Origin of the sequence: Acinetobacter sp. Q85-2 (assembly GCF_013420555.1) — a bacterium.
Lineage (GTDB): Bacteria > Pseudomonadota > Gammaproteobacteria > Pseudomonadales > Moraxellaceae > Acinetobacter > Acinetobacter indicus.
Map to the genome: position 1 here is coordinate 1 of NZ_VOXW01000033.1, position 25,591 is coordinate 25,591.

Sequence of the window (25,591 nt, forward strand, 5' to 3'; positions counted from 1 at the left end):
AATTACGCAGAATAATTCGGTACTATTGAACATCAGGACTAGAGTTGTGAGTTTGGTGTGGTAACTCAACTGATGGCTCTAGTCCTCTTATTTTTCAAGTCAATTTCTTATCCGCGATTCAGGTTAAATTAAAATAGAAAAATATTTTAAATATATATCTTGATATTTTTCAGGTGAATCTAATAACAAAGAAAAGGGCTCCTCAGAGCCCTTTCATTTTATTTTAACATCGGTTTCAGGAATTTTCCGGTATGGGAGGCTTTCACTTTCACCACCTCTTCCGGGGTACCTTCGGCAATAATCATCCCGCCGCCGGCACCGCCTTCCGGGCCTAAATCCACAATCCAGTCTGCGGTTTTAATCACATCCAGATTGTGTTCAATCACCACAATGGTATTTCCCTTGTTGCGCAGCTCATGCAGGATGTCCAGTAGTTTGGCAATGTCATGGAAATGCAGACCGGTGGTTGGTTCATCCAGCACGTACAGGGTTTTACCGGTATCCCGTTTTGCCAGTTCGCGTGCCAGTTTGACCCGCTGCGCTTCACCACCAGATAAGGTGGTGGCTGACTGACCCAGACGGATATAACCTAAACCGACTTGATTCAAGGTTTCCAGACGGCGGTGAATCACCGGAATGGCATCAAAGAAATGCATGGCATCTTCGACCGTCATTTCCAGCACATCGGAAATATTTTTGCCTTTGTAATGCACTTCCAGGGTTTCGCGGTTATAGCGTTTGCCATGGCAGGCATCACAGGGGACATACATATCCGGCAGGAAGTGCATGGCGACTTTAATCATGCCATCACCTTCACAGGCCTCGCAGCGTCCGCCTTTGACGTTAAAGGAGAAACGGCCCGCCGCATAACCGCGGCCTTTGGCTTCAGGCGTCTGGGCAAACAGTTCACGAATTGGGGTAAACAGACCGGTATAGGTGGCCGGATTGGAACGCGGGGTGCGGCCAATCGGACTCTGGTCAATATCCACCACTTTATCCAGGAATTGCAGTCCTTCAATGGTGTCAAACTTTTCCGCGCTGAGCGTGGTGGCGCCATTCAGCTGGGTTGCGGCCAATGGCAGCAGGGTACGGTTAATCAGGGTTGATTTGCCCGAACCGGATACCCCGGTAACACAGGTCATCACGCCTAAAGGCAGGGTCAGATCGACATTTTTCAGGTTATGGCCACAGGCACCCATCAGCTTGATCTGTTCATCCGGTTTAGGTGGCTGAGTGCGCTGTTTTGGTACTTCAATCTTGAGCTTGCCCGACAGGTATTGACCGGTCAGAGAGTTGGCATTGGCCGCCAGTTCCTGATAGGTCCCTTCGGCAATCACATTCCCGCCATGTACGCCGGCGCCTGGCCCGATATCAATAATATGGTCTGCGGCGCGAATCGCATCTTCATCATGTTCGACCACCAGTACGGTATTGCCCAGATCACGCAGGCGAATCAGGGTTTCCAGCAGGCGGTCATTATCACGCTGATGCAGACCAATAGACGGTTCATCCAGCACATACATTACGCCCATTAACCCGGCACCAATCTGCGATGCCAGTCGGATGCGCTGGGCTTCACCACCCGAGAGCGTTTCGGCAGAGCGCGACAGACTTAAATAGTTCAGACCGACTGAGACCAGAAAGTGCAGACGTTCACGGATTTCCTTAAAAATTTTATCGGCAATTTCGCCTTTGGCACCTTCCAGATTTAGGTTCTGATAGTAATGCTCGGCGTCACCAATCGACATTTTGGTAATCTGGCTGATGGTTTTGTCTTTGACTCGCACATGACGCGAAATTTCATTCAGACGTGAGCCGTCACAGGCATCACAGGCGGCATTGGAGAGATACTGCGCCAGGTCATCGCGGACATAATTACTTTCTGTTTCACGATAGCGGCGTTCCAGATGCGGCAAAATCCCTTCAAATGGTTGTACCCGGTTATGGCGACGACCACGTTCATCGACATAGCTCAGGTCAATTTTTTCCCGGCCACTGCCGTAGAGAAATTTTTTCTGGGTGTCTTTGTCCAGTTCATTCCACGGTGTATCCAGCGAAAAATCATAATGATCGGCGACTTTTTGCAGCATGCCATAATAATAAGGACGCTGACGGTCCCAGCCACGAATCGCACCCTGGCTTAAAGAAAGTTCCGGATTGGGAATGAGCTTGTCAGCACTAAAATGGCTGCGTGTGCCCAGGCCATCACAGACCGGACAGGCACCAAACGGGTTGTTAAATGAAAACAGGCGCGGTTCCAGTTCAGCCACGGCACGGTCACATTCTGGGCAGGAGTGTTTGGCCGAGAACACCCGGTCCGGATGTTCGCCTTTCATCCACGATAAAATCGCAATATCCCCGCCTAAACGTAAAGCGGTTTCAAAACTTTCGGCAATACGGTTGCCCAAATCATCCCGGACTTTAAAACGGTCGACCACCACTTCAATGCTGTGTTTTTTCTTTTTGTCCAGTTCTGGTGGCGGATCAATCTCCATAATTTCGCCATCTACCCGGGCACGGACAAAACCCTGGCTTTGCAGCTGTTCAAACAGATGGGTATATTCGCCTTTACGTTCACGTACCACGGGTGCTAACAGCAGCAGGGCGGTGCCTTCTTCCAGACCTTTAACTACATCGACCATTTCAGACACGGTCTGCGCCACCATCGGCAAGTCATGTTCCGGACAGTAGGGCGTACCCACGCGTGCATAGAGCAGACGTAAATAGTCATAAATTTCGGTAATGGTGCCGACGGTAGAACGCGGGTTGTGGCTGGTCGATTTTTGTTCAATGGCAATGGCCGGACTTAAGCCTTCAATCGAGTCGACTTCCGGTTTTTCCATTTGTGACAGGAATTGGCGCGCATAGGCCGAGAGCGATTCGACATAACGGCGCTGTCCTTCGGCATACAGGGTATCGAAAGCCAGGGAAGATTTACCTGAACCGGAAAGTCCCGTAATCACCACAAACTTGTCGCGTGGAATATCAAGGTTCACATTCTTCAGGTTATGGGTACGTGCGCCTCGAATACGGATATGACTTTGGCTCATGCAATGATCCTAGAAAATTCATTTAAAACCTCTATATGATAGCGCATGAAAAATGTTCAAGCTGTATTAAAAAGAATTTAAACGACATTTTGTGTCGGACTGGTCAAGGATTGAAACTCAAGGCATGGAAATGGTCTTTCTCTGTACCTGCAAGTCATAGATTTAGATATTGAAATTCAGTATTTCGACTAATTCATCGTTAAAATACAAAATATCGTCTGAAAAATAAAAAACGGAAATCTCATGATTATTACAAAAGTTATGATCGCCCTGATTGCTGGGTTGCATCTCTATATTTTAATTTTGGAAATGTTTTTGTGGGATAAACCTCTGGGCATGAAAGCCTTTGGCAATACTGCGGAAAAGGCAAAACTGACCAAGGTGCTGGCACAAAATCAGGGTCTGTATAATGGTTTTTTAGCCGCAGGCCTGATCTGGTCGTTACTTGCGCCTGTAAGCTATGCACCTGCACTGGCGAATTTCTTTTTGGGCTGCGTGCTGGTTGCTGGGATTTATGGCGGTATTACCGCAAGTAAAAAGATTATTTATATTCAGGCATTGCCTGCACTGCTGGCTTTGATTGTGCTGAACTTAGTTTAAGTAAACGATATTTTGCAGCTTAGACTATGCGGCTTAATCAATTGATCAGTTCGGATGGGTCGGGATGCTGGCTTTATTTTTGAAATATATTTTAGGGCAGCGGTTGTACTTATTATTTTCCTTCTGTCCAAGAATAAAGCGTTTTATATCGCCGGTCTGGTGTCACTCTTTTCGACTTTTGCTTTAATCGCCCATGTGATTGTGTCGCAACAGTAGGGTGCAGAAGCTTTGCGTAAAATGGCATTATTGGGTTTATGGTCTTTAATTCCCTATGCCATTTATCTGCTGATGGTTTATATGCTGGCAAGCAAAATGTTGATGTGATCCTGTTTAGGCATAGCAACGCTTTGCTGGATTGTGGCTGCGGCAGGGCTGATTTATGGCTGGCAGATGTTTCAGCAGTAATGATTTAATAAACAAAAATTAAAGCATCAAAAATATTTGCTATCGTGGAATAGCCATTCGCAACTGTTCGAGGCAGAACTACTTTTTTAAAGTAATGTTTCTGCGAAAAATTTTATATTTTTCGGTAATCGACGAGTTTTGCGAATGGCAAATGCCTTTGGTTACTTTGGGCGAAACCAAAGTAACGAATGAGCTGTTTCAATTTATGTTATAGCTGTAAGACTCCGCCGAAAAGAAATAGGTATTTTGGATTAATCATCCACACCTAACCACTGTCTTTGATCATAAGCGCTATCCCAGAACAGCCATTCCAGTTTGGCAGCCGTGGTATAGGCCTGACGCATTTTCGCCAGTGTGTCTTCATCACAGCGCTCGGCCACGCGGTCAACCGTGGCAATCACATTGCGCACTGCGGTATGGAATTCTTCGCCGGCATAGGTATCGACCCAGGCCTGATACGGATTGTTGGCGACCGAGTTACCGACAATATCTTTACCGACTTCGGCATAAATCCAGAAACATGGCAATAATGAGGCTAGCACCACCGGATAACTCTCCGACCAGGCAGTGGCAACCAGATAACTGGTGTAATGATGGCAGGCCAGGGTCAGCGGCGTATTTTCAAACTGTTCTTTGCTAATGCCAAAATCCTGCATAAAGCCGTTATGTAGCGAACGTTCCACCACAATCGCCACCTTGGCGGCTTCGGCAAACTGGATCACATCATCGGCATCAAAGGCTTTGGCAGCACACACCGCCAGCGCGCGGCCATAGGCCAGTAAATAATGCGCATCCTGAATCACATAGTGGCTAAAGGCCTCACGACTTAGGCTGCCTTGCGCCAGTTCCTGGTTAAAGGGTAGGGCCAGGGTGTTTTGATACAGTTCTAAATTCTGTTGCCACAATTGTTCAGAAAAACGCATGTCCGGTTCCTGTAAAGCATCAAGATCAATGCCCAAAGACTAGCATACTTGCGCTGCAAAGATGAGCCGCTTTGATTTGTATCAGAATCAACAAAAAAGCATACGAAGTGTTTTGGCATCGTCATCAAAAAGCGTCATAATAGCGGCCATATCTCTATCGCCGAGGTCCTGCATGTCTTCAGCAGGATGCACGCGGCGCATTCGGTGTAATTCAAGTTTAATATTTACCGAATTTCTTTATCTAATAATGTCATAGGTCGATTTGTCATGATGAAACATTTTGGTTTCTCTATTGCATTTACGATCGTGTGTCTCGGTTTGTCTGCTTATTGGGGCTATACCCACGGCCCGGAAGCAGGCCTGAAAACCATGTTCACAGCACTGACCATTACGGCCATTCTCGCCATTATGGAAGTGTCGTTATCGTTTGATAACGCGGTTGTTAACGCATCAGTCCTGCGCGGTTGGGACCATTTCTGGAAAATGCTGTTCCTGACGGTCGGGATTCTGATTGCCGTATTCGGTATGCGTTTAATTTTCCCGGTGGTGATTGTTGCCGTCACAGCCGATATGGGCATGATGGAAGTGGTGCAGCTGGCACTGAATAATCCGAAAGAATATTCGGCCAAATTAATGGCACATCATCCTGAAATTGCAGCATTTGGTGGTGCCTTCCTGTTAATGGTGTTCCTGAACTTCTTTCTCGATGATGAAAAAGACACCCACTGGTTCCGCTGGATTGAGCGCCGTTTATCCAATCTGGCCAGCGTACCGGCTATGTCGGTCTTTATTGCACTGGTGGCCTTGCTGATCATGGCGGCCAATGTGGTCGAAGATAAACGCCTGGTGGTGACCATGGCCGGTATCTGGGGCATCGTGATCTATATTGGCGTACAGGTATTGAGTCATTTACTGGGTGGCGAACCTGAAGTCGATGAAAATGGCAATGCGATTCGTCATGATGAAAATGGCGTGCCGACCGGTGTGGTGAAAGCCGGTATTGGTGGCTTCTTGTATCTGGAAGTGCTGGATGCCTCGTTCAGTTTTGACGGTGTGATTGGTGCCTTTGCGATTACTTCGGATGTGGTAATTATCATGCTGGGTCTGGCGATTGGCGCGATTTTCGTGCGTTCGATGACCATTTATCTGGTAGAAAAAGGCACCCTGGATGCTTATATTTACCTGGAACATGGTGCGCATTATGCGATTGGTGCGCTGGCCTTTATCATGATTGCCAGCGGAACCGGTTTACATGTCCCGGAAGTGGTCACCGGCCTGATTGGTGTGGCCTTTATTGTCTGGGCGGTATTTGCCTCAATTCAATATAAAAAACGTCAGGCACTGCACTAAGTTGCAGTCTGATCTGAAGAAGGTGCAAACAATTGCACCTTTTTTTATGACTGGTAGTTCAGATGCAGAATATTGTGCTGAATATCGCAGCATCTGCAGCATGAATGATGTAGGATATTCGCATACAAAATTGTTGCACTTAGCCTATTGATATGATGAATGCCTTAGAACGCCGTTCAACTTTTGCCTTAAGCAGTATTTTTGCCTTACGCATGTTGGGTCTGTTCATGATTATTCCGGTTTTCTCGGTGGCAGGGCAATCCTATCAATATGCAACCCCGACCTTAATTGGTCTGGCGGTTGGGGTGTATGGTCTGACCCAGGCCATTTTACAGATTCCATTTAGCCTGATTGCTGATCGCTATAGCCGTAAACCGCTGGTGGTGCTTGGACTGTTACTGTTTGCTTTAGGCGGTGCCATTGCTGCAATGTCAGAGACCATTTATGGGGTCATCATTGGCCGGGCCATTGCCGGTGGCGGCGCAGTCTCTGCCGTGGTGATGGCTTTACTGGCCGATGTCACCCGTGAAGAACAGCGCACCAAAGCCATGGCCATGATGGGCATGAGTATTGGTTTATCCTTCGTGATTGCCTTTAGTGCCGGGCCGTGGCTGACCGGACTGGTTGGTATTTCCGGGCTGTTCTGGGTGACCACCATTATGGGACTGGCGGCCATTGCCATGTTGCTGCTGGTGCCTAAAGTCACGCGCCATCATCGTAATTTCCAGCAGGGCTATTTGCCGCAGCTCAAACAGGTGCTAAAAATGGGCGATTTAAACCGCCTGCATCTGTCAGTTTTTACCCTGCATTTACTGCTAACGGCGATGTTTATTTATGCACCGCCGCAGCTGATTGAATATGCCGGTCTGCCATTGTCCAGTCACGGCTGGGTGTATTTGCCGCTGCTGGTGCTGAGTCTGTTTTTTGCCTTCCCCAGTATTATTCTGGCGGAAAAATATCGCAAAATGCGCGGTATTTTCCTGACCGCGATTGGCGGGATTATTCTTGGCCTGATCGTGATGATTTTTGGTTTTGAATCTAAATATATCCTGCTGATTGGACTGGGCCTGTTTTTTATTGCCTTTAACGTGATGGAAGCGCTGTTACCGTCCTGGTTATCGAAGGCGGCACCGATTCAATCCAAAGCCACTGCAATGGGCGTCAATGCCAGCAGCCAGTTCCTCGGTGCCTTCTTTGGCGGCATGATTGGCGGGCAACTGTTACTGCTGAATAACACGGCGATGGGTTGGAGTATTCTGACCGCAGTTGCTATAATTTGGCTGCTGATGAGTTTTGGTCTGGCCCAGCCGCGTTATCTGTCGTCGATGGTATTTCGCCTGCCTGAGGCCAAACAAACGGATGAGTGGACTTCTCAACTTTTGGCCATTCATGGTATTGAAGAAGTCGTGGTGATGTCTGAACAGCAAGTTGCCTATATAAAAGTCGATAAACAGCAAATTGATGATACTGCGCGACAACAATTAACGCACTTGTTGGGTAAAGAGGTAGCCATTTAAGCATAACTCTTATAAAGTAAATAATAGAAACAAATAGGAAGAATACAGCTGATGCGTGGTGTAAATAAGGTCATTTTAGTTGGTACTTTAGGTCGAGATCCAGAAACAAAAACTTTCCCGAATGGTGGCTCGCTTACTCAATTTTCCATTGCCACCAGTGATGCGTGGACCGATAAAACCACCGGTGAGCGTAAAGAGCAAACCGAATGGCACCGTATTGTGCTGCATAACCGTTTAGGTGAAATCGCGCAGCAATACTTACGCAAAGGTTCAAAAGTCTATATTGAAGGTTCATTGCGTACCCGTCAGTGGACCGATCAGAATGGTCAGGAACGCTACACCACAGAAATTCGTGGCGAGCAAATGCAGATGCTGGACTCTGGTCGTCAGCAAGGTGAGCAGGGCGATAATGGTTTTAGCCAGCCACGTTTTAACAATAACCAGGGCGGTGGTTATAGCAATAACAACCAGGGTGGCTATGCGCCGCAAGCTCAAGGTGGTTTTAACAACAATAATGCTGGTGGTGGCTATGGCAACCAGGGCGGTTATCAGCAACCGAAACCAGCTCCTGCTGCAACGCCTGCACCGGCAGATTTGGATGATGACTTACCGTTTTAGTACACCCTAGAGACTATGTTTTGTAAAGTTTATAAAATTATTCTTTATTAGCAGTTAGTTACAAAAGAAATTTACAGATACTAGAAATGGTTCTGTAAATTTTTTTACTTATGATCTATGATATTTAATACTTAGATATTTTGTTAAATATAACCATGATGTCTGTTAAAAGATTTGTAATGAGTAGTGGTGAGAGATTCGCTGTTCTTTTGAATAGTGATGGTGTTCCTATGACTTATCCAAATTTATATATGATCATTCATTTAAGAAATCGTGGTCTATCAATCAATACTATTACAGCTATTCTGGAAGATATTAAGTTGCTGTTTCAGTTGTTGGATAAGTTAGGAATTGACTTGGAACAAAGGATAAAAAGTAAAGATTTTTTAAAATTAAATGAAATCGAAGCTTTAGTAAATTTAACCAGTTTCAATCGCAGTCGATTAAGTGGGACAGCTTCAAAAACAAAGATCATAAGTTTTCCAAAAAGTAATAACAAAGAGCGAGCTAGAGCAAAATTGGTTGTTACTCAGGACTATGTATCCAAACAATTGATATATCGGCGGTTAACTAATTTTGCCGAATATATTGGGTGGTTTGAGACGCATCTTCATTCATCTGCAATAACAAGTACAAAGCAGTTTTTAAAATCTCGTAGACCTCGTAAGTCCATGGATATTCAGGCTGAATACAAATCTTTTGATACTGATCAAGTAAATAAAATTTTAAAGGCAGTTGATCCTGATAATCAGAACCGTATTTGGACTTCAGATTACCTTACTTATAGAAATGAGCTAATTATCTATTTGTTTTTATATCTTGGATGTCGTAAAGGTGAATTATTAAATTTAAAAATTACAGATATAACACGCTCTCGAGGTGGTACGTCGTATCTTACTATTAAGCGTAATCCTCATGATGGAAGTGATTCTAGGCTATATCAACCGTTGGTTAAAACCAGAAGTCGATCAATTGCACTCAACCAGAATCTAAAGAAAAAATTGGATACTTATATCCTAAATCATAGATCGACAGTGCCTAATGCAGAGTTAACAGACTTTTTGATCTTATCAAATAAGGGGCAGCCGCTTTCAATTAATGCACTAGACAAAATTTTTTCAGAAATTTCTGAAGTCGTTTTATTCAATGTGCATGCACATGCATTTAGGCATACATGGAATGATAAATATACAGATAAAGTTCAAATTTTAATTCAAGCTGGAAAAATAACGGAAGATCAAGCTGAGAGAGATCGAGCATATCTGATGGGTTGGATACCAAATTCACAAAGTGCGAGAAGATATTCAAGACGTGCAGAAAATAAGCGAGCTATGGAAGTAGGTTTAAGTATTCAAGAAAATTTTGAGGATGAAAATGAATAAATCAATTCGAATCGATAGTTTAGATAAGTCGCAAAATACTTTTACTACATTCAAAGGCTATCAGGTTGATATTTATGATCATACATGGGTGTTGGATATTAACAACAAAGTTGATATTTCAAATCTTTCGAAATTTTCGGAGGAAGTTAGATCTGACGTATTAAATACTTTTATCAATTTTGCTAAATATAGCTCAAGCACACATGCAGCAGAAATGATCCGTTATGCGCTTAAATATCCTGATTTGACAGGTGAGTCAGAATTTACTTTAAAAGGAATTTTAGAATATAAAAAATATTTTAATGATAAAAAGTATGAATATAAATTAGCAAAGTTCAGAGTCTTTTTAAAAAAACTATACAATTTAGGATACTCTTCAGTAGATGATGAAGTTTACGATCTAATGGATTCATGGAGATTGAGTGGCAATGAAAAAGGAGCAGCAGTCCTTTCCCTTGATCCAGATGAAGGCCCATTTAGCCCATTTGAATTTCAAGCAATTATCACTAGAACCAATGAATATTTAGCAGAAAATAAGATTTCCTATTATGAAGCTGCTCTAATTCGTGTTTTTTGTGCGACTGGTAGACGACCAGGTCAAATTTCAGGATTAAAGGTGAAAGACCTATATGTGTCGGATAAATATAATTTTAATGATACAAATGCAGTTCATATCCTTAACATTCCGAGAGCTAAAATTAGAGGTGCTAGTGGATTCCGATTTGCTTTTAATGAAGTGGGAATTCGTGAAAGTATCGCTCAAATTTTATTCGAACATATTCGGATTCTGGAACAAACATTGAGTAATGCAATTAAACGAGAATTATTAAAACATGAAGTTGATGAATTACCATTATTTTATGATCTTGAAAAGCTAACAAACTTGGATTGGAGTAATAAAAAGGAAATTTCTCAAATTTTGCCAACAGAAATTATTCATTTACCTATTATCAAATTAACTCAAATATTGAGAGATGCTGTTCAAAAACTTGGTGTCCGTTCAAGAGAAACCGGTAAACCAATACATATCACTGCATATCGGTTTCGCTATACGCTTGGAACAAATGCGGCTAGGCAAAAAGCAGGTGTGAATGTCATTGCAAAGCTGTTAGATCATCATGATACGCAAAATGCACACTGTTATGTACAGAGTGTTCCTGAAATTGCACAACAAATCTCATCCATCATGGATGAAAGCTTACGCAAATATGCAGATGCTTTTCAGGGGAAAGTTGTAAAGGATGAGATTGAGGCTCAATCACAAGTTAAAGAGGCGAATAGAATTTCTTGTGTAGAACAGGATTGTGATGTCGGCTCATGTGGTACACATCAATACTGTAACGATTACGCACCAATCGCATGTTATCTGTGTAGCAAGTTTATGCCTTGGGCAAATGCACCTCACCATCTAGTTCTAGAGCAATTAATTAAAGAACGGGATGATCTAATTACGATGGGGTGTAGCCTTGAGGTCGCTGCCGTGAATGACCGAACAATTATTGCCGTTCAGCAAGTAATTGATGCTTGTAAGGAGTTCAATCATGGATGATTTAATATATTTCCCATCTGACAAAGTTCAATCTCCTTACTCCGAAATAAAGCGGTTTATTGATTTTGTTAAACAGTTATCTGAATTAAATGAAGATATTAAATTTGATGAGAATTATTGGAAAGGCGAAGTAAACTTTGTCAAAACAGGTATTTCATCCAAAGATAGATCACCTGAAAATCTTTTGCATCATTCAATTTTAGAATTTGCCAAAGCGTATGTTAAGTATCAGAGAATTAAGAGTAAGTTAAAAACCCAAGATACAATTCTTTCAATTCGGGCAATAGAACAAATATGTTTAGACCGATATGGTGAAGTTGATTTAACTAAATTGGTTATTGCAGATTTTGACTTGGCTGCTGAAAATGCAAAAGTAAATTATAAAGCGAGTTCTGCTTACCATGTAGGTAGACAACTAAAGATTCTATTGGATTTTCTTCGCCAATTAAAAATAGTTGCTTTACCAGAATGGAAAAATCCAATTAAAAAACCTGCTGATAAGTCGATTGTGCTAGATGAGGAGTCAGAGGAACATAGAGCATCTAAACTTCCTGATGAGGATGCGATTTTTGCATTAGCTGATATTTTTTCACGCAAAGATTCAGAATTGTCAGATAGAGATATTTTTGTCACCAGTGCTGTGAGTTTGCTTCTAGCTGCGCCTGAGCGAGCATCAGAGCTATTTTTCTTAAAGCATAATTGTATCCACGAGGAAGAAGTCCAAACGCTTTCTAAGAGCAGTTTAGGGCTTATAGCAGATGGTTCTAATATTGAGAAAGTATTAGGTATTAGGTGGTATGCACAGAAAAATTATGGGCATGACATTAAATACATTCCAAGTGTCATGATCCCAACGGTAAAACGGGCTATTGCACGTTTGATTAAGATGTCAGAAAAGTCTAGACATTTAGCATATTTGCTTGAGACAAGCGATAAATTTCCAAGACATGAGCTTTGTCCCAAAGTGCCTGATGATCAATTGTTAAAACGTAGTGAAGTTTTATCGGCAATGGGTTTTGATTTATCATCTTATGAAGATTCATATACTGCAAATAATTCAGGAATAAGTTTTTTAAGAACTCGTGATATACCTATTGATGATTATAAAGTCTGCCTCAACGATTTAAATATTATCTTGCGAAATAGATTGCCAGATGGCTTTCCTTACGTACCTTTTAAAACAGGTAATGGCGTACAGGTTAAATGGTCTGAAGCTTTATTTTGTTGTTTCGCAAACCAATTCCATAGTGGTAAAGCAACTATTTACTCAGAATTATGGATACCACATATTGATACTTTAAATGAGGACTTATCTCCCACCAAAAAAAAAGAAGAAAGGACGTGATGAGTTAGCAAATGTTCAATCCATTTTCCAACGATGGGGATATGGTGACTACAGTGTGTCTACACATCAATTTAGGCATCTTCTCAATACGATAGCAAATACCAATGGAATGGATAGCATGTTACTCGCTAAATGGTCAGGGCGGGCTGATATGAAGCAAAATCGAGTATATGACCATACTTCGGTTGAAGATCGTAATTTTAGCTTAATTGAGATGCAGAAAAATGAGGTTGGTACAGTAAATACTGATAGTACATTTACATTCCAAATAGCTACACCTCGAACTCTACAAGAGCTAAATACCAAAACAACATTGTCTATGCACACTACCGAGTTTGGATTTTGTACACATTCTTATATTGATGAACCCTGCCTAAAGTATAGAAATTGTCTTAATTGTACGGAACATGTCTGTATTAAGGGGGATGAAGAAAAGAAAAAACGGCTTCAAGATCGACTTAGAAAAGAAAAAATCTTATGGGCAAAGGATAAGGAGGCTGTTAGTAAAAATGTTACTGGTGCAACGGTATGGCTTGAGGTGAGAGAGCAAACAATTAACCGTTGTGAACAGATGATTACTCTACTGGATGATCCAAACATTCCCGATGGAACACCTTTGAGTCTGCCTCCTTCTGAAGATGTTACACATCTCGATTTAGCGTATCAAAAAGCAGGTCGTAAACGTATCCCCGTTATTGAGAATACTCAACGGAAAAAGCTTGAAGAGCAGTCAGTTTTACATGATTCTTTATCATTGGATTTATGGAGCTAATATGGCACAGCATCTAACAGATCAGAATGTACAAGATATTGTTGAAATTCTTGATTATTGGTCGCCAAATGAAAAGTTAACGTGGGAGAAATTATGCAAAGCAATTGAAGTACAACTAGAGATTGTACCTGCACCAACTCGCCAAACCCTACAAAAATTTGAAAGAATTAAGAATGCTTATGATCTAGGAAAAAAATCTCCAGCAGCATTAAAAATCTTAAAAACCAAACAGCAAAAACTTCCTGCAAGTTTGAAAATAGCTCAAGTCAAAATTGATGCATTGGAAAGTAAGTTAGAGAGACTAGAAAAAGAGAATTCAATGCTTTTAGAGCAGTTCGTAGTTTGGCAATACAATGCTCATAAATATGGGGTGAGTATTGATAAGCTCAATGAGCCTTTGTCTAAAAAGAACTCCTAGGTACGAGAGCCTAAAGTAGGCTCTCAAAAGCTAAGATTGCTTCAATGTCATTAAGATGCAACAAAATATATTAAAGACATAAAGTTAGAGCTATAAAACTTATAAGTCTATTGGAGACTGTAAATAATAGTTATGCCTTTATTGTAATGTCACTTCATATTATATTTTTATTGAAATGACGATTTTATGATCAATTTTTTATCTAGCTTAATATTTCCTCCATTAACTTAATATTGGAATTTATTTTTTTTATATCTTTCTCAATCTCATGTTTATGGGTAATGAAATATTTTTCTAGCGTCGCATCATTAGCTAATAAAGTATTTAAGAATTCGATATTATTCTCTTTTTCCTCCAATTCTATCAATAAATCACTTTTTTTTGACATAAAAATATCTTGAAGCTTCTGTTTTTTATAATGATTTCTTAAATCATTCAGTCTAGGTGTTTCTTTATAACGAAAGGATTTTTTTGAAGATGTAGTGGGATTGACTTCCAAATATTTAAAATTCAAAAGGATTTTTAGGCCTGAGTACATACGTCTTTTAGCAGTTTTTGGCATGTTTGGTCTAGATGTCAGCATTTTCTCCCAAAAATCTTTAGCTTGCCAATTATTGACTTCGTGATTTATGAATAAGTCTAAAAAATCATCATACAGTGGTAAATGAGTATTTCTTGCCATAACTGAACAATTTTTACTTATTAAAAAGAGGATTATAGTCCGTGGATGTTTAATCCGTAAATGATGATAGTTCTGTTTTTTGAGCATTTAAATTAAATGACAGAATTAGCAAGTTTACTAGGTCAAAAAATACGTAACGCTAGAAAAGAAAAAGGCCTTTCTCAAGAAAAGTTAGCCCTTATGTGTGGTTTAGATCGTAGTTATATGGGGCGGATAGAGAGAGGTGAGGTTAACATTACTGTGCTCAAGCTTTATGAAATATCAAAAGCTTTAGATATTCAAATCATTAATTTTTTTGAATAGAAATATATTTAACTTAGTTTTAATAGAAAATTATGTTTAAAAACAATATTTTGCATTGAAAATGGTAGTATTTTTTTAGGGGTTTTTCATCTTAGTAGGCGCGCTACTGCAAAAAAACAATTGACATTGAGTAAAAAACGCCCCATTATCCTGATGTAACAGGTTTTGCATAGTCTACCTACTGTATTAATTTGTGATGACAGGTGGCCGCCTGTCATCAAATTCAAAACCAATAACGCGACTAAACATTAGGAGTTAAGAACAAATGAAAGTATATCAGATCAATTATGACCTGCGTAAGCAACGTAACTATGATGAGCTGTATAAAAAGATCCAATCTTATTCGAATTGGTGTCGTCCTTTAAAATCCTGTTGGCTTGTTATTTCTGACAAATCTGCGGTGGACATTCGCAATGATCTTCAGACGGTTCTAGATGCTGATGACGGTTTATTAGTTACAAGGTTAAAAGGTGAAGCAGCTTGGCATAAAGTAAATTCAGATCGGAATAGTCAGATGACCACTTGGTTAAAAGATAACTTAGGTAAGGCTGCTTAACTATGTGAGTCAAGGGTGGCTCAATCTCTTTCAGAGTAAATATTTATGTCAAATGTAAAAAAAACCGTAAAACTGAGCGACCTTGCAGAGATTCGAACAGGTTTTACATTCCGTGAAAAAGTTGAGGAAGTCGAGTTAGGCAATGCCCACGTATTGCAGATCAAAGACATTCGTAATATAGCAACGGATACATGTAGTTATACGCTTTTTACAGATGCTTTACCGCAAATTGATTGGCAAGGTAAAGATAACGCAATCGTATCGCCTGAGTCCGTGTTGCTACCCTGTCGTGGAGAGTATCTCAAAGCACATTATTTTGTAGGCCATCAAGATCAATCAAAAGCATTACCACTCATTGTGAGTAGTCAATTTTTGATTTTGATGCCAAATAAAAATGTACTACCTGAATACTTATGCTGGTACTTGAATCAACCTCATGTGCAATACGAGTTACGCAAAGAAAGTCAGGGTTCTAAGATGCCGATGCTTAGTGTATCAACAGTCAACCAATTTGAGGTTGAAGTCCCTAGCTTGGACATTCAGCAACGCATAATCGAATTAAACCGTCTTTGGGAGCAAGAGCAGATCTTGACCCAGCAATTACTTAAAAATCGTGAACGAATGATGATGGGCATGTTTAAACAACTGCTCCAAGGAAACAAATAATGGTTACTCAAATTAATCAAGATACCGTCAATAAAGCCCTTTGGTCGGCATGTGATGTATTCCGTGGCACGGTGAGTGCAGATACCTATAAAGACTATATTTTGACAATGCTGTTCTTAAAGTACATCTCTGATGTATGGCAAGACCACTACGACAATTATAAAAACGAATATGGTGATGAACCTGAACTGATTGAAGAAATGATGAAAAACGAGCGTTTTGTACTGCCTCGTGAATCTAATTTCTATACCTTGCTTGAGCATCGTTTTGAGCCCGGGAATGGTGAACGTATAGATATGGCTTTACATGCACTTGAAGAAGCCAATGGTACAAAGCTGAAAGATGTAGGCAAAAGCGTTTTCCAAGATATCTCATTTAATACCGATAAATTGGGTGAAGAAAAGCAAAAAAACACCATTCTAAAAGATCTTTTAGAAGTATTTGCTGTGCCTGAATTGAATTTAAAACCAAGCCGTGTAGGTTCACTTGATGTGATTGGTAACGGTTACGAATTTTTGATTAAAAACTTCGCTGCGAGTGGTGGTCAAAAGGCAGGTGAATTCTATACACCACCTGAAGTTTCGGACTTAATTGCTGAGTTACTTGATCCGCAAAAAGGCGACAGTATTTGTGACCCTGCCTGTGGTTCTGGTTCATTGTTGATGAAGTGTGGTCGTAAGGTTGTTAGTAATCACGATAGTAAAGAATATGCACTCTACGGGCAGGAAGCGATTGGTTCAACGTGGTCATTAGCCAAGATGAACATGTTCTTGCATGGTGAAGACAACCACAAAATTGAGTGGGGCGATACCATTCGTAACCCAAAATTATTGGATAAAAATGGCGACTTAATGCTGTTTGATATTGTGACTGCAAACCCGCCATTCTCATTAGACAAGTGGGGTTATGAGCAAGCTGAAAATGATAAGTTTGATCGTTTCCGTCGTGGTTTACCACCAAAGACCAAAGGTGATTATGCCTTTATCTCACACATGATTGAGACGCTTAAACCTGTTACTGGTCGTATGGGTGTTGTGGTTCCACATGGTGTGTTATTCCGTGGCTCATCTGAAGGTAAGATTCGTGAGAAATTGATTAACGAAAACTTATTAGATGCGGTGATTGGTTTACCTGAAAAGTTGTTCTACGGTACGGGTATTCCTGCTGCGATTTTAATTTTCAAAAAGCAAAAGTCTGATGATTCGGTTTTGTTTATTGATGCAAGCCGCGAGTTTAAGTCAGGGAAAAACCAGAACTTATTGACTGAAGAAAATATTGCCAAAGTGGTCGAAACGTATCGCAGCCGTGCCAACGTGGATAAATACTCTTACCTTGCTACTTTGCAGGAAATTCAGGAAAACGATTACAACCTGAACATTCCGCGTTATGTGGATACTTTTGAGGAAGAGGAAGAAATTGACTTGATGGCGGTACGTGCCGAACGTGAACAGCTAAAAGCTCAACTGACTGCGCTGGAAAGTGAAATGGCGAAGTATTTAGAGGAGTTGGGTTATGGTGCCTAGTGGGTGGGAAGTCAAAAAACTAGAGGATTTATGTGCACCTGATGCACCAATCACCTATGGTGTTTTAAAACCAGGAGAATATTGTTCTAATGGTATTCCTTTGCTACAAATTAAGGACTTATCAGATGGGCAAGTTAGTTCTAAAGATTTGCATTTAATTTCTAAAGAATTAGATGAAGAATATAAACGTTCTCGTATTTTAAAGAATGATATTCTGATTTCTCTTGTAGGTACTATTGGTAGGGTGGCAAAATTTGAGCTGTCTATACCAGCGAATATTCATCGAAATCTTGGAAGAGTCAGGACTGATTATCATGAATTCATTTTTCATTTCTTGAATTCAGATGTAGCTTTAAAGTTAATGGGAGATTCATCATCGGGCAGTTCACAATCTGCATTGAATCTTTCAACATTAAGAGCAATGAAGGTACCTTTCCCACCCGTTAAAGAACAGCAAAAAATCTCCAAAATCCTGTCAACTTGGGATCAAGCAATTTCGGCTACTGAAAAACTGCTTGAAAATAGCCAAAAGCAGAAAAATGCATTGATGCAACAGTTGCTAACGGGTAAGAAACGTTTGCTTGATGAAAGTGGGGTGAGGTTTAGTGAAGAGTGGCAACGTATTGAATTAGGCTTACTTCTTGACTATCAACAGCCAACACCTTATTTGGTGGAATCCACTGCTTACAGTGATAGTTATAAAACTCCTGTTTTAACAGCGGGTAAAACATTCATTTTGGGTTATACCAATGAGAGTTCAGGGATTTATCAAGATCAATTGCCTGTAATTATATTTGATGATTTTACAACCGATAGTAAATATGTGAACTTTCCATTTAAAGCAAAATCAAGTGCTATGAAAATCTTGACTGCTAAAAAAGGGGTTTCAATTAAATTTGTATTCGAAGCAATGCAAATGTTGCAATTCAATGTTGGCGGACATCAACGACATTGGATTTCAATTTTTTCAAATTTGGTAATTCCTCTACCAAATCTGAAGGAACAACAAAAAATTGCTGAGATTCTTTCTCTAGCAGATCAAGAAATTGAGACCTTACAGAAAAAACTTAATTGTTTAAAGCAAGAGAAAAAAGCCCTGATGCAACAACTTTTGATAGGTAAAAAACGTGTCAAGGTGGCTGCTTAATGATGCAAATCAATCCTAGCTATTACCGCATTATGGCGGGTGCGAAGTCTGTGTTTGCTCAAGAGTTTCTAGAAGGCGGCTTTATTGCTGCCAATTGGAACATTGATCAAGACTTAACACATGATTTGCCTGATGATTGGCGTGAGTTTAATCATCGTTTTATCCCTGTTTACCTTGATGCTTTACCTGATAAAACCAAAATTTCGGCCGGCTTAGCATGTGGCATGTTACATACCCTTTCTAAAGGGATTAAACAGGATGACATTATCCTTACACCTCGTGGGGATGGTCATTACTTAGTGGGTAAAGTCATTTCAGACTATTACTACGTGCCTTCTGGTGAGTTAAGCCATCGCAGAAAAGTTGAATGGTTTGAACAGACTTTACCTAGAGAACTGATGTCTCAAGAGCTAAAAAACTCATCGGGATCAGCAGGTGCAGTCTGTAATATCACGAAGTATGCAGAAGAGCTTAAAACGCTTATTGATGGTAAAGAAACAATTGAACATCTCGAACCTGATGAAGTACTCGAAGATCCAACGGCTTTTGCTTTAGAAAAGCACTTGGAACATTTCTTGGTAGAGAATTGGTCTAAAACTGAGTTGGGTGCAACATACGACATCTATACCGAAGAAGGTCAATTGGTCGGTCAGCAATATCCATCGGATACAGGTCCTATCGATATCCTAGCAATTAGTAAGGATAAGAAGACATTGCTTGTGGTTGAGCTAAAACGTGGTCGTGCAAGTGATCGTGTTGTGGGGCAAATTCAGCGCTATATGGGCTATGTCAAAGATGAGTTGGCTGAGGCAGATCAACAAGTGAAGGGGGTCATCATTGCACTAGAAGATGACTTAAGAATTCGTCGTGCTTTGAGTGTGGCTCAGAATATTGAGTTTTATCGTTATCAGTTGAGTTTTAAGCTGAATAAAATTATTGAATAACTTATTTAGTTTAATAACTTTGAATAATCAACATTTTATAAATGCTTATTGAATAAGCTAAAGGGGGTAATATGTCTAATAAAGTATGGGAAGAGCGTCGTAATAAACAGGATATACAACGTGATGACGACGTTCGTAATGAATGGGAACGGGATTATGCTCGTTTAATTCATTCTTCTGCATTTCGAAGACTTCAATCTAAAACTCAGGTGTTGGGGCTAGGAGAAAGTGATTTTTATCGAACTCGATTAACACACTCTATGGAAGTTGCTCAGATTGGCGCAGGCATTGTTCGCTGGTTAAAGGAATCACGTCATAAAGATGAAAAAGAAATTGTAGATGCTTTGCCTAAGCTTTCATTGATGAATGCTATCTGCTTGGCACATGATATTGGGCACCCACCATTTGGTCATGGCGGTGAAGTAGCCTTAAATATTTGCATGCGAGAACATGGTGGTTTTGAGGGTAATGGTCAAACCTTAAGAATTTTGTCTCGTTTAGACAAATACACTGATGGTTATGGCATGAATCCTACACGCCGACTAGCATTAGGTGTATTGAAATACCCAGTAAATTATTCCAATGTTTGTGGTGATAAAGCTTACGACACATTAAGTTCGCCCAAATGGTTATCTAAGGCTTCAAAGCAGCATCCACCAAAATGTTATTTAGATGAAGAAAAGGAAATTGTACAAGATTGGATATTAGCTCCTTTAACTGATTCAGAACGGACAAGCTTTTTAGAGTGTAAAGAAGATCCTAAAACAGGACATTTAAAAACTCAACATCATGGTTTAGACACATCTATTATGGAATTGGCTGATGATATTTCTTACAGCCTACATGATTTTGAAGATGCCATCTCATTAGGAATGATTACGAAAGCAATTTGGGAAGCTCATACTGCTAATTCTGAAGAAATATTCACGGAATGTGGAATTAATTTATCAGAACTGACTCAAAAACTTTTTGCATTGGAAAGTTATGAGCGTAAAAAGGCAATTGGTAATTTAGTACATAAACTTATTACACATACCTATGTTAGTTCTTCAGATATAGAAAATGCAACGACACCATTAATTAAATGGAATGCTTATTTGGAAGATAAATTTGAGAAAATGCGTAAACATATTTTCGATTTAGTTAAAGATAAAGTAATTAAGAGTACGAATGTTCAACAACTTGAGTTTAAAGGACAGAAACTGGTTATTGAATTATTTGAAGCACTAGCATCAGATCCGTTGAGATTACTTCCGAGCACTACTGTTGCAAAGTATAAGCAAGTTGAAACCGAAACTGAGAAGCAAAGAGTAATTTGTGACTATATTTCGGGTATGACAGATGAATATGCGACTAGATTGTATGAAAAAATTTATTATCCACATAAGGGTTCTATTTTTGATCGACTTTAATTCGTTTAATCGTCAATTTAGGTAATGAGATAATATTAATGACCATGTTTTTACCGAAGTTTCAAGAAGAATTTAGTGCAAAACTTCCTGCTTTAACCTTATTGACTAACTTAGGATGGTCATTTTTATCTCCATCACAGGCACTCGCTGCCCGTGATGGAAAACAAGACCAAGTGGTATTACGTCAAATTTTACGTAAAGAGCTCTCTAAACGTACTTTTCCATTTGCGGGTCAAGAATATCCACTTTCAGCAAAGTCGGTAGACAACTTAATTGCTGAAATTTGTAGCCCTGCTTTGAATGAAGGGTTACTGACCGCCAACGAAAAAATGTATGACCATTTGTTCTACGGCATTCCTGTAACTGAATTTGTAAACGGGAAAAAAGTTAGCCCAACGATCCCGCTGATTGATTGGTATAACATCCATAACAATAACTTTTCATACACTGAAGAATTTGCTGTCACACGCTCAGGTGGAGTAGATACACGCAGACCCGATATCATTTGCTTTGTAAATGGTATTCCTTTAGGGGTAATTGAAGCAAAACGCCCTGATAGTCAGGCTAAAAAAGGTCCAACGATTAATGAAGGCATTTCTCAGACGCTTCGTAATCAGCGACCTGATGAAATTCCACATCTGTTTGCATATAGCCAACTACTACTTTCTATAAATGGACATGAAGGGCGTTACGGCACATGTAATACCCCTGCTAAGTTTTGGGCAGCGTGGCGAGAAGAAGATATTTCTGATGCAGAGATGTATGCGCTTAAAAATAAGAAATTAACTGTTTCACAAAAACAGAGCCTATTTTCTTATCGTCCAGTCGATGACTTAAATTGGTATGAAAACCTAATTGCAGGTGGAGACTTAGCTGTTACAGGTCAAGATCAACTGCTGATTAGTCTATTAAAGCCTGAACGACTACTTGAAATGGTTCGCCAATATACGCTTTTCGATAAAAAAGCAGGAAAAATTGTTGCCCGTTATCAGCAAGTTTTTGGTATCAAACGACTCATTGAGCGTATTAGTTCAAAGAACACCAACGGTGGCCGTGAAGGTGGTGTCATTTGGCATACAACGGGCTCAGGTAAATCTTTTACTATGGTCTTTCTCAGTAAGGCCTTGATCTTGCATGAGGCTTTAAAACAATGCCGTATCTTGGTTGTCACTGACCGTGTCGATTTAGAAGATCAACTCAGTAAAACCTTTGTATCAGGTGGTGAACTGGCAGGAAAAAGAGACAAACAAAACGCTATGGCGACTTCTGGCAAACGCTTGGCTGAACAAATTGGTAAGGGTACAGAGCGAATCATGTTCTCTTTGATTCAGAAATTTAACTCAGCAACCAAACTTCCTGAATGTGTTAACACAAGTTCAGACTTCATTGTCCTGATTGATGAAGGGCACCGAAGCCAAGGTGGTGAAAACCATGTGCGTATGAAACTCGCACTTCCAAATGCGGCATTCGTGGCATTTACAGGTACACCATTGCTTAAAGATGAAAAGACCGTTAACAAGTTTGGACCTATTGTTCATGCCTATACCATGCAGAGAGCGGTAGAAGATAAAACTGTAACACCTTTGCTCTATGAAGAGCGAATCCCTGATTTAGATGTCAATGAACGAGCGATTGATACGTGGTTTGAACGGATTACAGAAGGTTTAAATGATCAGCAAAAAGCAGATTTAAAACGTAAATTTGCGAGAAAAGGTGAGATTTATACTGCGGATGATCGTATTCGCCTGATTGCGTTAGATATTGCTAATCACTTTGTTAAAAATATTGATGATGGTTTAAAAGGACAGCTTGCTTGCGATAGCAAGGCTTCAGCGATTAAGTATAAAAAGTACTTGGATGAGTCTGGCTTGTTTGAGTCTGCTGTGGTGATGAGCCCACCTGATAGTCGTGAAGGGAATACTGATGTTGATGAATCGACTACCCCAGAAGTGACTCAATGGTGGAAGGAGAATGTCGGCACTCAGGATGAGCAAACTTATACCAAACAAGTAATTGAGCGTTTTGAAAAAGATGATTCGCTTAAATTGCTGATAGTGGTGGATAAGCTCTTAACAGGTTTTGATGAACCTAAAAATGCTGTTCTTTATATTGATAAAAATTTAAAACAGCACAATCTGATCCAAGCAATTGCGCGTGTAAACCGACTTCATCCAATGAAAAAGTTTGGTTTATTGATTGACTATCGAGGTATTTTAAAAGAATTAGATTCCACAATTCTTGATTACCAAGATCTCGCTGCTCGTACCCAAGGTGGCTATGATATCAATGATCTTACAGGCTTGTATACGCAAATGAGCTCTGAATACAAACGTTTACCTCGTTTGTATAAAGCACTTTGGGCAATTTTTGCTGATGTTAAAAATAAAAATGATCCAGAGCAGTTACGCCAAGTTTTAGTCCCTCGTATTGAAGAACGTGAGGGTGAGTTAGTCGATATTCACTTAAAAGTTCGCGGTGACTTTTATGAAGCACTCACAGAATTCGCAAGTTGTTTAAAAGTTGCGTTGCAGTCAGCAACCTTCTTTGAAGATAAAAGCTTTTCTGATGCAGATCGTCAGCACTACAAAGAAACAGTCAAATTATTTACAAGCTTGCGTCAGATTGTGAAACGAGATGCTGGAGAGACAGTAGACTACGATCAGTATGCAGAGCAAGTCAAAAAACTGATTGATAAACATGTTGTGGGTATTGAAGTTAAGGACCCTGATGGGGTTTATGAAGTCGGCAAGATGGGTAAAATAGCTCAGCCTGAAGATTGGAGTGAAGAGAAAACACGTAATGAAACGGATATCATCAAAACTCGTGTAACGAAGATGATTGAGCAGCAATTGCGTGATGATCCCTATGCTCAGGAGGCTTTCTCTAAGCTGTTACGTCAAGTTATTGAAGAGGCTGAGAAAGAGTTTGATCACCCATTGAAGCAACACATGCTGTTTAGAGAGTTCGAAGAACAAGTTGAAGCTCGTCGTTTAGATGAAATTCCTGATGTGTTCAGTGGTAATAAGCATGCTCAAGCTTATTATGGTGTATTCAAAAAACTATTACCTGAAGCATTCTCGATAATAGATCAACAGAATCAAAAGAAGTGGATTCAACTCGCTTTTGAGGTTGATACTTCTGTCATGAGCTCTGTAGCTGAAAACTCAATTAATCCACAAAATATTGAAGCGGATATCCGTAAAAAACTATTACCTCAGATGTTCCGTGAATGTAAATCCATTGGGAGTGGTATGGATCAAGCCAAAAAAATTGTGGAAATGATTGTACAAATTACTCGGGTCGGTTTGAATGGGCTCTAGGATGAATAAGCTGCCAGAGAGAAAGTTAAGCATTGTTTATGGTGATGAAGTTCTTGATTTTGAGGTGCTTGAAAGTCCTAGTCGTACTCAAAAGATACTGATTAAAGTCTATGCTGATTGTCGGGTGGTTGTATCAACCCCGTTAAATGCAGATGATAAAACAATCATTGAAGCGGTAAAGCAGCGTAGTCGTTGGATCTATAAACAATTACGAGAGTTCCGTGAACAAAGTAGATTTATCACGCCTCGCCAATATAAAAGTGGTGAAAGCCACTTTTATTTGGGTAAACAATATCAATTGAAAGTGATTCATGATGATACCAAGCCAAAAGGTGTAAAACTTCTGAGAGGAAGATTGGAAGTAAACACCTTGGATATGGGTCTTGAAAGTATTAAATCTTATTTAAATGAATGGTATAGAACCCGAGCAAAAGTCATATTCGAAGCACGTTTGCAACATATTCTAGAACAAGCTTTATGGGTTGAAAATTACCCTGATATTCGTTTGATGACCATGCGAACACAGTGGGGAAACTGCTCCCCATCAGGTGTACTTACGCTCAATCCTCATCTAGTTAAAGCGCCTACAATCTGCATTGATTATGTGATTCTGCATGAACTTTGTCATTTGGTTGAACATAATCATAGTGAGCGTTTCTACCAACTATTGAATCAAGTTATGCCTGATTGGGAGGTGGTGAAAGAGAGATTAGATAACATGGCTGTGAAGTTTTTTGAATAGACTTTTATGATGCTTTCTTTAATATTATGTCCATAGTGGCTTTGTTGCACAAACCTATCTGTAAAGGCTTTTTCAGCGATATAATTTTCAAATGAAGAAGCCTACACACAAAATCTACCGCACAACCAATTGGCCCGCATATAACCGAGCACTCATAAGTCGCGGAAATATTGCCATTTGGTTTGATCCTGCTACGCAATGGTATGCTCCATCAAAAGGCAAACAAGGGCGAAATCAAACCGGCACTGTTGCAAATAGAGATTTGAGTCGATGATGTTCCCTTTAAAAAGTACTTAGAGACCGAAAACCCTGTTGATTAGACACACTTCACCCTGAGGCTGACCATAATAAAATGACGATGCTTGTC

Annotated in this window: 19 protein-coding genes and 3 pseudogenes; 19 read left to right on the top strand and 3 right to left on the bottom strand. The window is 40.1% G+C overall.

Annotated elements, in window-relative coordinates; all coding sequences use genetic code 11:
* Positions 1 to 218: 218 nt before the first annotated feature.
* A complete protein-coding gene (uvrA, locus tag FTT68_RS13385; RefSeq protein WP_005180735.1) occupies positions 219 to 3,050 on the bottom strand; it encodes an excinuclease ABC subunit UvrA in 2,832 nt (943 codons plus the stop codon).
* Positions 3,051 to 3,293: 243 nt separating this feature from the next.
* On the opposite strand from uvrA, the gene FTT68_RS13390 reads away from it, so the two are divergent.
* Together FTT68_RS13390 and FTT68_RS13395 are read left to right on the top strand one after the other, a co-directional pair.
* Positions 3,294 to 3,650, top strand: coding sequence for a DUF1304 domain-containing protein (locus FTT68_RS13390; protein WP_171525390.1), 357 nt, complete (start codon positions 3,294 to 3,296; stop codon positions 3,648 to 3,650).
* Positions 3,651 to 3,714: 64 nt separating this feature from the next.
* Positions 3,715 to 4,055: pseudogene (locus FTT68_RS13395) on the top strand (GlpM family protein).
* A gap of 251 nt (positions 4,056 to 4,306) precedes the next feature.
* Here the strand turns inward: FTT68_RS13395 and tenA are convergent.
* Positions 4,307 to 4,978: a thiaminase II gene (gene tenA, locus FTT68_RS13400; protein ID WP_168408645.1), complete on the bottom strand. Its 672-nt coding sequence runs from the start codon at positions 4,976 to 4,978 to the stop codon at positions 4,307 to 4,309.
* A gap of 267 nt (positions 4,979 to 5,245) precedes the next feature.
* Here tenA and FTT68_RS13405 point away from each other — a divergent pair, with 267 nt between their 5' ends.
* The 7 genes and pseudogenes from FTT68_RS13405 (at position 5,246) to FTT68_RS13435 (ending at position 13,929) form a co-directional block, all read left to right on the top strand.
* Positions 5,246 to 6,328, top strand: a complete 1,083-nt coding sequence (locus FTT68_RS13405; RefSeq protein ID WP_005180731.1) for a DUF475 domain-containing protein — start codon at positions 5,246 to 5,248, stop codon at positions 6,326 to 6,328.
* A gap of 152 nt (positions 6,329 to 6,480) precedes the next feature.
* Positions 6,481 to 7,845, top strand: a complete 1,365-nt coding sequence (locus FTT68_RS13410) for an MFS transporter (protein ID WP_075167305.1) — start codon at positions 6,481 to 6,483, stop codon at positions 7,843 to 7,845.
* Positions 7,846 to 7,896: 51 nt separating this feature from the next.
* Positions 7,897 to 8,463, top strand: coding sequence for a single-stranded DNA-binding protein (ssb, locus tag FTT68_RS13415; protein ID WP_005180729.1), 567 nt, complete (start codon positions 7,897 to 7,899; stop codon positions 8,461 to 8,463).
* Positions 8,464 to 8,618: 155 nt separating this feature from the next.
* Positions 8,619 to 9,845 carry a site-specific integrase gene (locus FTT68_RS13420; RefSeq protein ID WP_180006639.1) on the top strand — a complete coding sequence of 409 codons (1,227 nt, stop codon included), beginning with the start codon at positions 8,619 to 8,621 and terminating at the stop codon, positions 9,843 to 9,845.
* Positions 9,838 to 11,394, top strand: coding sequence for a site-specific integrase (locus FTT68_RS13425; RefSeq protein WP_180006638.1), 1,557 nt, complete (start codon positions 9,838 to 9,840; stop codon positions 11,392 to 11,394). The genes FTT68_RS13420 and FTT68_RS13425 overlap by 8 nt, the downstream gene beginning before the upstream one ends.
* A pseudogene (locus FTT68_RS13430) lies at positions 11,387 to 13,511 on the top strand (integrase). Before FTT68_RS13425 ends, FTT68_RS13430 begins: the two are co-directional and overlap by 8 nt.
* Position 13,512: 1 nt before the next feature.
* Complete coding sequence (locus FTT68_RS13435) at positions 13,513 to 13,929, top strand: hypothetical protein (protein ID WP_168542628.1); 417 nt, start codon at positions 13,513 to 13,515, stop codon at positions 13,927 to 13,929.
* A gap of 202 nt (positions 13,930 to 14,131) precedes the next feature.
* On the opposite strand, the gene FTT68_RS13440 is transcribed toward FTT68_RS13435, so the two are convergent.
* Positions 14,132 to 14,611 (bottom strand): hypothetical protein, encoded by a 480-nt coding sequence (locus FTT68_RS13440; protein WP_180057752.1) that lies wholly within the window; start codon positions 14,609 to 14,611, stop codon positions 14,132 to 14,134.
* 96 nt (positions 14,612 to 14,707) lie between these two features.
* On the opposite strand from FTT68_RS13440, the gene FTT68_RS13445 reads away from it, so the two are divergent.
* The 10 genes and pseudogenes from FTT68_RS13445 to FTT68_RS13490 all read left to right on the top strand — a co-directional run.
* Positions 14,708 to 14,914 carry a helix-turn-helix domain-containing protein gene (locus FTT68_RS13445; protein WP_180057750.1) on the top strand — a complete coding sequence of 69 codons (207 nt, stop codon included), beginning with the start codon at positions 14,708 to 14,710 and terminating at the stop codon, positions 14,912 to 14,914.
* A 265-nt stretch (positions 14,915 to 15,179) separates the two neighbouring features.
* Entirely contained in the window at positions 15,180 to 15,470 is a 291-nt protein-coding gene (locus FTT68_RS13450) for a hypothetical protein (protein WP_180057747.1), read from the top strand.
* 45 nt (positions 15,471 to 15,515) lie between these two features.
* On the top strand, positions 15,516 to 16,136 hold the full coding sequence (locus FTT68_RS13455) for a restriction endonuclease subunit S (RefSeq protein ID WP_180057745.1): 621 nt from the start codon (positions 15,516 to 15,518) through the stop codon (positions 16,134 to 16,136).
* A complete protein-coding gene (locus FTT68_RS13460) occupies positions 16,136 to 17,659 on the top strand; it encodes a type I restriction-modification system subunit M (RefSeq protein ID WP_180057742.1) in 1,524 nt (507 codons plus the stop codon). Before FTT68_RS13455 ends, FTT68_RS13460 begins: the two co-directional genes overlap by 1 nt.
* Positions 17,649 to 18,806, top strand: coding sequence for a restriction endonuclease subunit S (locus FTT68_RS13465; protein WP_180057740.1), 1,158 nt, complete (start codon positions 17,649 to 17,651; stop codon positions 18,804 to 18,806). Before FTT68_RS13460 ends, FTT68_RS13465 begins: the two co-directional genes overlap by 11 nt.
* Positions 18,806 to 19,750: an endonuclease NucS domain-containing protein gene (locus FTT68_RS13470; protein WP_180057738.1), complete on the top strand. Its 945-nt coding sequence runs from the start codon at positions 18,806 to 18,808 to the stop codon at positions 19,748 to 19,750. The genes FTT68_RS13465 and FTT68_RS13470 overlap by 1 nt, the downstream gene beginning before the upstream one ends.
* A 71-nt stretch (positions 19,751 to 19,821) precedes the next feature.
* A complete protein-coding gene (locus FTT68_RS13475; RefSeq protein ID WP_180057736.1) occupies positions 19,822 to 21,162 on the top strand; it encodes an anti-phage deoxyguanosine triphosphatase in 1,341 nt (446 codons plus the stop codon).
* A gap of 38 nt (positions 21,163 to 21,200) precedes the next feature.
* Positions 21,201 to 24,482, top strand: coding sequence for a type I restriction endonuclease subunit R (locus FTT68_RS13480; RefSeq protein ID WP_180057734.1), 3,282 nt, complete (start codon positions 21,201 to 21,203; stop codon positions 24,480 to 24,482).
* Between the two features lies 1 nt (position 24,483).
* A complete protein-coding gene (locus tag FTT68_RS13485) occupies positions 24,484 to 25,224 on the top strand; it encodes a M48 family metallopeptidase (RefSeq protein WP_180057733.1) in 741 nt (246 codons plus the stop codon).
* A 91-nt stretch (positions 25,225 to 25,315) separates the two neighbouring features.
* Positions 25,316 to 25,465: pseudogene (locus FTT68_RS13490) on the top strand (IS5/IS1182 family transposase); the annotation flags it as partial.
* Positions 25,466 to 25,591: the final 126 nt, after the last annotated feature.

Bases quoted from the DNA above. Each gene is read 5' to 3' on its own strand.
- uvrA (WP_005180735.1), bottom strand. From the start codon at position 3,050: ATGAGCCAAAGTCATATCCGTATTCGAGGCGCACGTACCCATAACCTG.
- FTT68_RS13485 (WP_180057733.1), top strand. From the start codon at position 24,484: ATGAATAAGCTGCCAGAGAGAAAGTTAAGCATTGTTTATGGTGATGAA.
- FTT68_RS13410 (WP_075167305.1), top strand. From the start codon at position 6,481: ATGATGAATGCCTTAGAACGCCGTTCAACTTTTGCCTTAAGCAGTATT.
- FTT68_RS13475 (WP_180057736.1), top strand. From the start codon at position 19,822: ATGTCTAATAAAGTATGGGAAGAGCGTCGTAATAAACAGGATATACAA.
- tenA (WP_168408645.1), bottom strand. From the start codon at position 4,978: ATGCGTTTTTCTGAACAATTGTGGCAACAGAATTTAGAACTGTATCAA.
- FTT68_RS13450 (WP_180057747.1), top strand. From the start codon at position 15,180: ATGAAAGTATATCAGATCAATTATGACCTGCGTAAGCAACGTAACTAT.
- FTT68_RS13435 (WP_168542628.1), top strand. From the start codon at position 13,513: ATGGCACAGCATCTAACAGATCAGAATGTACAAGATATTGTTGAAATT.
- FTT68_RS13455 (WP_180057745.1), top strand. From the start codon at position 15,516: ATGTCAAATGTAAAAAAAACCGTAAAACTGAGCGACCTTGCAGAGATT.
- FTT68_RS13390 (WP_171525390.1), top strand. From the start codon at position 3,294: ATGATTATTACAAAAGTTATGATCGCCCTGATTGCTGGGTTGCATCTC.
- FTT68_RS13440 (WP_180057752.1), bottom strand. From the start codon at position 14,611: ATGGCAAGAAATACTCATTTACCACTGTATGATGATTTTTTAGACTTA.
- FTT68_RS13405 (WP_005180731.1), top strand. From the start codon at position 5,246: ATGATGAAACATTTTGGTTTCTCTATTGCATTTACGATCGTGTGTCTC.
- ssb (WP_005180729.1), top strand. From the start codon at position 7,897: ATGCGTGGTGTAAATAAGGTCATTTTAGTTGGTACTTTAGGTCGAGAT.
- FTT68_RS13445 (WP_180057750.1), top strand. From the start codon at position 14,708: ATGACAGAATTAGCAAGTTTACTAGGTCAAAAAATACGTAACGCTAGA.
- FTT68_RS13465 (WP_180057740.1), top strand. From the start codon at position 17,649: ATGGTGCCTAGTGGGTGGGAAGTCAAAAAACTAGAGGATTTATGTGCA.
- FTT68_RS13470 (WP_180057738.1), top strand. From the start codon at position 18,806: ATGATGCAAATCAATCCTAGCTATTACCGCATTATGGCGGGTGCGAAG.
- FTT68_RS13420 (WP_180006639.1), top strand. From the start codon at position 8,619: ATGATGTCTGTTAAAAGATTTGTAATGAGTAGTGGTGAGAGATTCGCT.
- FTT68_RS13425 (WP_180006638.1), top strand. From the start codon at position 9,838: ATGAATAAATCAATTCGAATCGATAGTTTAGATAAGTCGCAAAATACT.
- FTT68_RS13480 (WP_180057734.1), top strand. From the start codon at position 21,201: ATGACCATGTTTTTACCGAAGTTTCAAGAAGAATTTAGTGCAAAACTT.
- FTT68_RS13460 (WP_180057742.1), top strand. From the start codon at position 16,136: ATGGTTACTCAAATTAATCAAGATACCGTCAATAAAGCCCTTTGGTCG.